This window comes from Mycobacterium sp., assembly GCF_032159775.1.
Lineage (GTDB): Bacteria > Actinomycetota > Actinomycetes > Mycobacteriales > Mycobacteriaceae > Mycobacterium.
The window spans coordinates 1-6,540 of sequence record NZ_JAVHWK010000162.1 but is presented as its reverse complement, the minus strand read 5'-3'; the positions used below and the strand labels follow the sequence as shown (position 1 = coordinate 6,540).

The following is a 6,540-nucleotide window of genomic DNA, read 5'->3' as shown; positions in this document are numbered from 1 at the left end:
GCCGTCGCGGTCGGGCCGGCGTGGACTGGAAGGCCGGACCGCGACGGTTGCCTGAGTACTACTTCGGGGTGAAGCGCTGCGCGCCGTCGAGGCGCATCACCTCGCCGTTGACATAGCCGTTGCTGAGCAGAAACGCTGCCGCGTCGGCATATTCGTCGGGCGCGCCCAGTCGCTTCGGGAACGGAATGTTGGCGGCGAACTTTGCGATCGCTTCTTCGCCCACCGACTCCATGATCGGTGTTTTCATGGTGCCCGGGGCGATGGTATTTACCCGAATACCCACCGAACTGAGGTCGCGCGCGGCCGCAATGGTCAATCCGATGACACCGGCTTTGGCTGCGGCATAGGCGGTCTGCCCGATCTGACCTTCGTATCCTGCCACCGAGGCGGTCATCACGATCGAACCTCGTTCACCGTCCTCGCGCGGTTCCGCGGTGGCCACCGATGCCGCCACGAGACGAGTCAGGTTATAAGTGCCGTTCAGGTACAGGTCGATGGTCTTGGTGAAGCCGGCCATGTCGGCCGGGCTGCCGTCGCGTTGGACGATCCTTTGTGCGACACCAAAACCGCCGTGCGCCACCACCGCGTAGCGCAGCTGACCGAGCTGCTTGGCCTGGTCGATTGCGCCGAGAACGCTGTCATCGCTTGTCACGTCCGTGCTGACGAAAATCGCCTTGCTGCCGAGCTCGTCGGCGAGTGCCTTACCTTTGTCGGCGGCCAGATCCGCAATCACCACACCGAGGCCATCGGCATGAAGCCGACGCACCGTCGCCTCGCCCAGGCCCCCAGCGCCGCCGCTGACAATCGCCGACGCGCCTTCAAACTGCTCTACCGTCACGGTTCTCCCTTATCCATTGTTGTTTCCAATTGAGACGCATCGCCGGTGACGAGATGCCACGGATCGTCGGCGGCCAGTGCCAACCGGCCCAGTCGGCGTGCGAAATATGCGGTGCTGCCGTACTCCCCGGCCCAGCTTTGTGCGCGCAAAGTGAACAGCCAGAGCGGGTGCTCGCTGGTGACACCGATGGCCCCGTGCAGCTGATGAGCGGTGGTCGTGACAGGAACAACGGCTCGCCCGACCGCAATCTTGGCGACCGTGACGGCGTAGTCGGTGCGTGGCGAGTCGAAGCCGTGCTGGGCCGCTGCGGCCACGGCAAGTTCTACCGCGGCGCGAGCCCGTTCGATGTCGCCGGCCATCACCGCGAGGGACTGCTGTACGGATTGAAATGCGCTGAGCGGGCGACCGAACTGGACGCGCTCGCGGGCGTGCGCCACAGACAGCGCCGCGGCGGCATCAAGGGCACCGATGATCTGTATGCATCGCGCCCATGCACCCCGTCGCGCGAGCTGTTCCTCCAGCGCCGGGTCCAAGAGCTGGAACTGCCGAGTCGGCACGTCGAACGCAATCGCGTCGCGCGGCTCTCCGGCCAGGCTGTGGCTTTCCTGCCGGTCGCCCGCTGCCGCGTCGAGAACTCCTACCCGCAGCCCGTCGCGGCCCCTGAGGACGAGCACCGTGGTGCAGGATCGCGCCCACGGCACTGCTTCCGCCTTTCCGACGACTCGGCCCGCCTTGGCTTCCGCCTCTGCGATCGCGACGGTGAGCGGTCCGTCGGGAAGCTCGATGCCGGTCTCGTTCCCGAGCCAGCCGGCGAGCGCATCGGTTTCGGCGAGAGGCACCGCGCCGGCGTGGCGCGCCACACCGTAAAGGACGATCGCCAGCTCGTGCGGTCCCGCGCCCATGTTGGGGCTGCTCGTCAGTCGGCTGAGGCCGGTGTCGTCGAGGTGGCGCCACAACTCGGCGTCGAACTGGTCTGGCACACCGCGGCGGCCCAGTCCTGCGTCATACGAGCGTTGTCCGAGTTCGTTGACGAGAGAGCGCAATTCGGCATCATCGTCTTGCGCCGCCTTGGCAGCGAAGACACCACCGGCGAGCGCGCTCATCGCAGCCCCATTCCGCGAGCCACCATGCCCCGCAACACCTCATTCGTGCCCCCGCGCAGGGTGAACATCGGTTTGTGCAGCCAGGCCGTGGTGAGCATCTCCGACAGCTCCTGGTTCGGCGTCGACTCCTCGAGCAGGTCGGCGATCAACTCGACTGACTCAGCTTCGAAACTGGTCCCGAGGTCTTTCACCAGCGCCGCGAGGTTCGTCGCGTCGCCGCCGTCGGTCAGCGTTCTTGCCACCGACAGCGACAACTGGCGCAAGGAGATGAGCCGCGCGAGCAGATCGCCGACGGCCGCGGCGGTCCGGTCGTCGGGGACCGGACCTTTGCCAAGCGCGCGGATCGCCGACAGCAGCAGAGGGCCGGTGGACAGGATGCGCTCGGGGCCACTGCGCTCGAAGGACAATTCGGCGGTGACCTGGTGCCAGCCGTTGCCGACCTCGCCGAGCACGTCGGCATCGGGCACGAAGACCTCGTCAAAGATCACCTCGTTGAAGTGATGGGCTCCAGACATCAGCAGTATGGGCTCAACTCGCACGCCGTCGGCATCGCACGGCACCAGGAATTGGCTGAACCCGTCGTGTCGGTGTTCGGGGTCCGGTGGGCTGGTGCGGGTCAGCACCACCACCTGATGAGCGTGGTGCGCTCCACTGGTCCATACCTTGGAGCCGGACAGCACCCAACCGCCGTCGGCCCGAACAGCTCTGGTTTCAACGGCTGCGAGATCAGACCCTGCGCCGTACTCGCTCATCCCTATTGATGAATACAGCTTGCCCGCAACAATTTTCGGCAGCAGCTTTTCGCGTTGCTCTTCGGATCCGTAAGTCAGCAGACCGGGCGCCACTTGACGGTCGGCGGTCCAGTGCGCCGCCACCGGTGCTCCCGCGGCGATCAGCTCCTCTGTCACTACGTAGCGGTGCAGGTGCCCCAGTTCGTGGCCGCCGTAGCGCCGCGGGATTGTCAGACCGAGGAATCCCGCCGCGCCCAGGCGGCCCGAGAACTCCTCATCCCACTGGCCCAGCCATGAATCGACGGCGGATTTCCAGCCGAACTCGGCCCGGTCGGCTTGCAGGAAGTCGCGCACCGAGGCGCGCAGCTTCATCAGTTCGGGTTCGTTGGCGCTCAGCGCGTCGAAGGAAGTCACCGGAACGAGACTCCTAGACAGCCGGCAACGGGGTAGACGGCAGGTAGAAGTTCGGGGTCAGGTCATCGTCGGCGGCGGCAAGCCGATACCCCGACAGATCGGTAACACCCTCCTCGCGTAACACTTCTTCGTCTGTATAGAAGCGGCCGCTGCAGGCGGCGGCAGACCGGGTGACCAGAGCGTGCACCGCGTCGGCCATGATCCGCGGGTGGCGGGCCTGGGCGCGGACCACGTCGGAACCCATCGCCATCATCATTCCCGTGCTCGCGACGGTCGTCGCAGGCCAGAGCGAGTTCACGGCGATCGGGATCGAGGCGAATTCAGCGGCCCAGCCCAGCGTCAGAAGGCTTTCGGCGTACTTGCCGACGGTGTGGCCGACGTGCGCGCCAACCCATCGCGGATCCAGATTCAGCGGTGGTGACACGTTGACGATGTGGGCATTGTCGGAGTTCCGTAGATACGTGAACGCCGCCTGCACCACTGCGAACGGCCCCTCGACATTGACGGCCAAGAGGCGGTCGAAGGTCTTCGGCGGCAGTGTCGGGGTAGGCCGCAGGTCCAGCGCTCCCGCGTTGTTCACGACGGCATCGATTCCGCCGAACTCCTCGGCGGCGGCGGCGATCGCATTCGCCACCCCGTCGGCGTCGCGGACGTCGACGGCGAGCGGAAGCGCCCGGCCACCGGCGTCGCGCACCGCCTCGGCGGTCTCGGTGAGCGTGCCCGCGATCTTCGGGTTCGGCGTCTCGGTCTTGGCCAGCAATGCCACCCAAGCACCGTCTGAAGCCGCCCGAACCGCGATTTCGCGGCCGATGCCGCGGCTGGCGCCGGTGACGACGAGGACGCGGTCTTTCAGTGAAAGAGGACCGAGCGTTGCCACGACGTCGTCCTCTCCCTCGCTCAGATGCCGACCGACCAGAATGCTATAACTATATAGCTCATTAAGGTCGCAGAGAACCGCGGTCCCCCGGCAGAGGAGAAGCGCACCATGACGCACGTCGTCTCGATCGGCACCTACCTGCCGCCGTGGACGGTGCGCGAGCGACGGGTCAAGGGACCGGACGAAGACGCGCTGACGATGGCGGTCGCCGCAGGCCGGGCCGCCGACCCCGACGCGACGGCAGCACGCGTCGTGCTGGTGTCGCGCGACTTTCCGCTGCTGGAGGGCGGCAACGGCGCCGTGCTGCTGGCCGCGCTGTCGCTGCCTGCGGACACCCCGGTGACCGAGGTGCTGGGCGGTGCGCCCGCCGCACTCGACCAACTCCTGAACGCTTCACCGGGCACCCTCGTCGTCGGTGCAGACGACAACGACCTCGCCGTGGGCGCAGCGGCCGCGCTGACCGGTGACAGCGGTGCAACCTTGACTACGGCCGGCCGCCAAACCCGGAGCCTTCCGTTGACCGCACGCGGCGAGGACGGCACCCGGCACACCTACGTCGACCCGCGGCTGCAGCGCGAGGTCGGGGTGCGTTCGACGCTTGCCCGGCTCAACCTAGCGGGTACGCCTGTGGTCGCCGCAGTGGCAGGCGTTCCACCGGCTCACCTCGGCAGTGGCTTCGACACCTCTGAGGCCGCGGGTGACGCGACGGTTTCCGCCGGTGCGATCATCGGTCTGCTGGCCGAGGCGATCGAGGCAGGTACACAGGGACTGGTGCTCGCGGTCGAACAGGCCAGCGTCAGCGCGGCCGAGCTCACGCTGGCAGAAGCGAAGCCACGGATATCCCGCGATGAATTCTCGCCGCAGGAGTTGCCGAAGACCCGGGTGGCGGACGGCGTCGGAATCCCGATCAGCATGCCCGCCTACGCTCGCGCGTTCGAGCCGAAAATCCGTTGGGAAGCAGCGGTTTTCGAGGAAAGCCCTGGTATCGACTCCGCCCCGCAGTTTCCGCCGCGGTTGCGTGTGAACAACGCAGGCAAGCTGGTAGACACCTACCGGCTCGAACCGCTGCCGCGCACCGGCACGGTCTACACCCACACCACGGTGCGGATCCCGGTACCCGACCTGCCCAGCCCGTACTCGCTTGCCGTCGTACAGCTCGACGACAGCCCCGTTCGCGTGTTGCTCAAAGTCACCGGCGTGCCCGCAGGCGAGACGACGATCGGTCAGCAGGGTGCCGTGGTGCTGCGCAAGATCGCCACCCGCGCAGGTATCCCCGATTACGGGTACGCGTTCTGGCCGGGGCGCACACTTGATCCCGAAGGAGTCAGCGCATGAGAAACGTCGCCATCGTCGGCGCCGGGATGACACCCTTCGCCGAACACTTCGAGCTCGGTGTCAAGGATCTGGTACCGATGGCCTACGCAGAAGCGGTAGCCGGCGTCGACAAGGGCATCGACAAGTCGGAAATCCAGGCGGCATGGTTCGGCGAGCTGTCCACCACCGACGGCTTCCCTTCTGGCATTCTGGCTGACACCCTCGACCTCACCGACATCCCGGTCACGCGCGTCGAGAATGCCTGTGCCACAGGCAATGACGCCATCCGCAATGGGACCATGGCCATCGCCTCGGGGCTCTACGACGTGGTGCTGGTGGTGGGTGCCGACAAAGTCCGCGAAACGTCGTCGAACACCACGTTCTGGGACTGGGCGGCGATGACACGCGACAACGCGTGGGACTACCCGCTCGGGTTGGTAGCGCCCGCCAACTTCGCGCTGCACGTCATCAGGTACCTGCACGAGTCGCCCGCGACCAAGGAACACATGGCGATGGTGGCGGTGAAGAATCACTTCCATGCGCTGAAGAATCCGAAAGCCCAACTGCGCTACGAGATCACCGTCGAGCAGGCACTCGCGGCGCCGATCGTGGTCGAGCCCTTCGGCTTGTACGACTGCACCCCGCAGAGCGACGGCGCCGCCGCAGTGATTCTGGCGGCCGAAGAGGTCGTGGACCGCTACACCGATCGCCCGGTCTGGGTGCGCGGTGTGGGACTTGGCATGGATCGCGTGATGCATCAGCACAAGAGCGACATGACGACGTTCCCGCCGACGGTGCGCGCGGCCAAGTCCGCGATGACGATGGCGGGCGTGACACCTCGCGACATCGACGTCGCCGAGGTGCACGACTGCTTCACCGGTGTGGAACTCATCAGCTACGAAGACCTCGGCTTCGCCAACCGGTTCGAGGCCTACAAGCTTGTCGAGGGCCGCGAGCACTATGTCGGCGGGTCGATCCCCGTCAATCCCAGCGGTGGCCTCAAGGCCAAGGGCCACCCGCCCGGCGCAACCGGGGTGGCCCAGTGCTACGAACTGTTCAACCAACTGCGCGGCCAGGCCGAGAACCAGGTGGACGGTGCCCGGATTGCGCTGGCCCACAACATCGGTGGCCCGACCGCTGTCTCGGCGGTCACCATCCTCTCGACCGAGAAGAACTGACAGGAGTGCCATGACCACCTCACAAGTCGCGACGCTGGCCGGCTATGAGCAGTTCGCGCCATGGCTATTGGTCGAAAAGCGCGAC

The 6,540-nt window shown here is 66.5% G+C and carries 6 protein-coding genes; 2 read left to right on the top strand and 4 right to left on the bottom strand.

Going from position 1 to position 6,540, the window contains the following annotated elements:
* Nucleotides 1-58: 58 nt before the first annotated feature.
* Genes QOJ24_RS21860 through QOJ24_RS21845 form a run of 4 tightly spaced genes read right to left on the bottom strand, consistent with a single transcriptional unit; the run spans nucleotide 59 to nucleotide 3,963 of the window.
* Nucleotides 59-838, bottom strand: a complete 780-nt coding sequence (locus tag QOJ24_RS21860) for an SDR family oxidoreductase (RefSeq protein ID WP_526265068.1) — start codon at nucleotides 836-838, stop codon at nucleotides 59-61.
* A complete protein-coding gene (locus QOJ24_RS21855; protein WP_526265066.1) occupies nucleotides 835-1,941 on the bottom strand; it encodes an acyl-CoA dehydrogenase family protein in 1,107 nt (368 codons plus the stop codon). Before QOJ24_RS21855 ends, QOJ24_RS21860 begins: the two co-directional genes overlap by 4 nt.
* On the bottom strand, nucleotides 1,938-3,044 hold the full coding sequence (locus tag QOJ24_RS21850; RefSeq protein WP_526265070.1) for an acyl-CoA dehydrogenase family protein: 1,107 nt from the start codon (nucleotides 3,042-3,044) through the stop codon (nucleotides 1,938-1,940). Before QOJ24_RS21850 ends, QOJ24_RS21855 begins: the two co-directional genes overlap by 4 nt.
* 55 nt (nucleotides 3,045-3,099) lie before the next feature.
* Nucleotides 3,100-3,963 carry an SDR family oxidoreductase gene (locus tag QOJ24_RS21845; RefSeq protein ID WP_526265064.1) on the bottom strand — a complete coding sequence of 288 codons (864 nt, stop codon included), beginning with the start codon at nucleotides 3,961-3,963 and terminating at the stop codon, nucleotides 3,100-3,102.
* A gap of 108 nt (nucleotides 3,964-4,071) precedes the next feature.
* Between QOJ24_RS21845 and QOJ24_RS21840 the strand changes: the two genes are divergently transcribed.
* Nucleotides 4,072-5,298, top strand: coding sequence for a Zn-ribbon domain-containing OB-fold protein (locus QOJ24_RS21840; RefSeq protein ID WP_526265062.1), 1,227 nt, complete (start codon nucleotides 4,072-4,074; stop codon nucleotides 5,296-5,298).
* The gene (locus QOJ24_RS21835; protein WP_526265060.1) at nucleotides 5,295-6,455 is read left to right on the top strand and encodes a thiolase family protein; all 1,161 of its coding nucleotides are present in this window, start codon (nucleotides 5,295-5,297) and stop codon (nucleotides 6,453-6,455) included. The genes QOJ24_RS21840 and QOJ24_RS21835 overlap by 4 nt, the downstream gene beginning before the upstream one ends.
* Nucleotides 6,456-6,540: the final 85 nt, after the last annotated feature.

What these genes read in the sequence shown, in the direction of transcription:
- QOJ24_RS21855 (WP_526265066.1), bottom strand. Translation starts at nt 1,941, where the DNA reads ATGAGCGCGCTCGCCGGTGGTGTCTTCGCTGCCAAGGCGGCGCAAGAC.
- QOJ24_RS21850 (WP_526265070.1), bottom strand. Translation starts at nt 3,044, where the DNA reads ATGAAGCTGCGCGCCTCGGTGCGCGACTTCCTGCAAGCCGACCGGGCC.
- QOJ24_RS21840 (WP_526265062.1), top strand. Translation starts at nt 4,072, where the DNA reads ATGACGCACGTCGTCTCGATCGGCACCTACCTGCCGCCGTGGACGGTG.
- QOJ24_RS21835 (WP_526265060.1), top strand. Translation starts at nt 5,295, where the DNA reads ATGAGAAACGTCGCCATCGTCGGCGCCGGGATGACACCCTTCGCCGAA.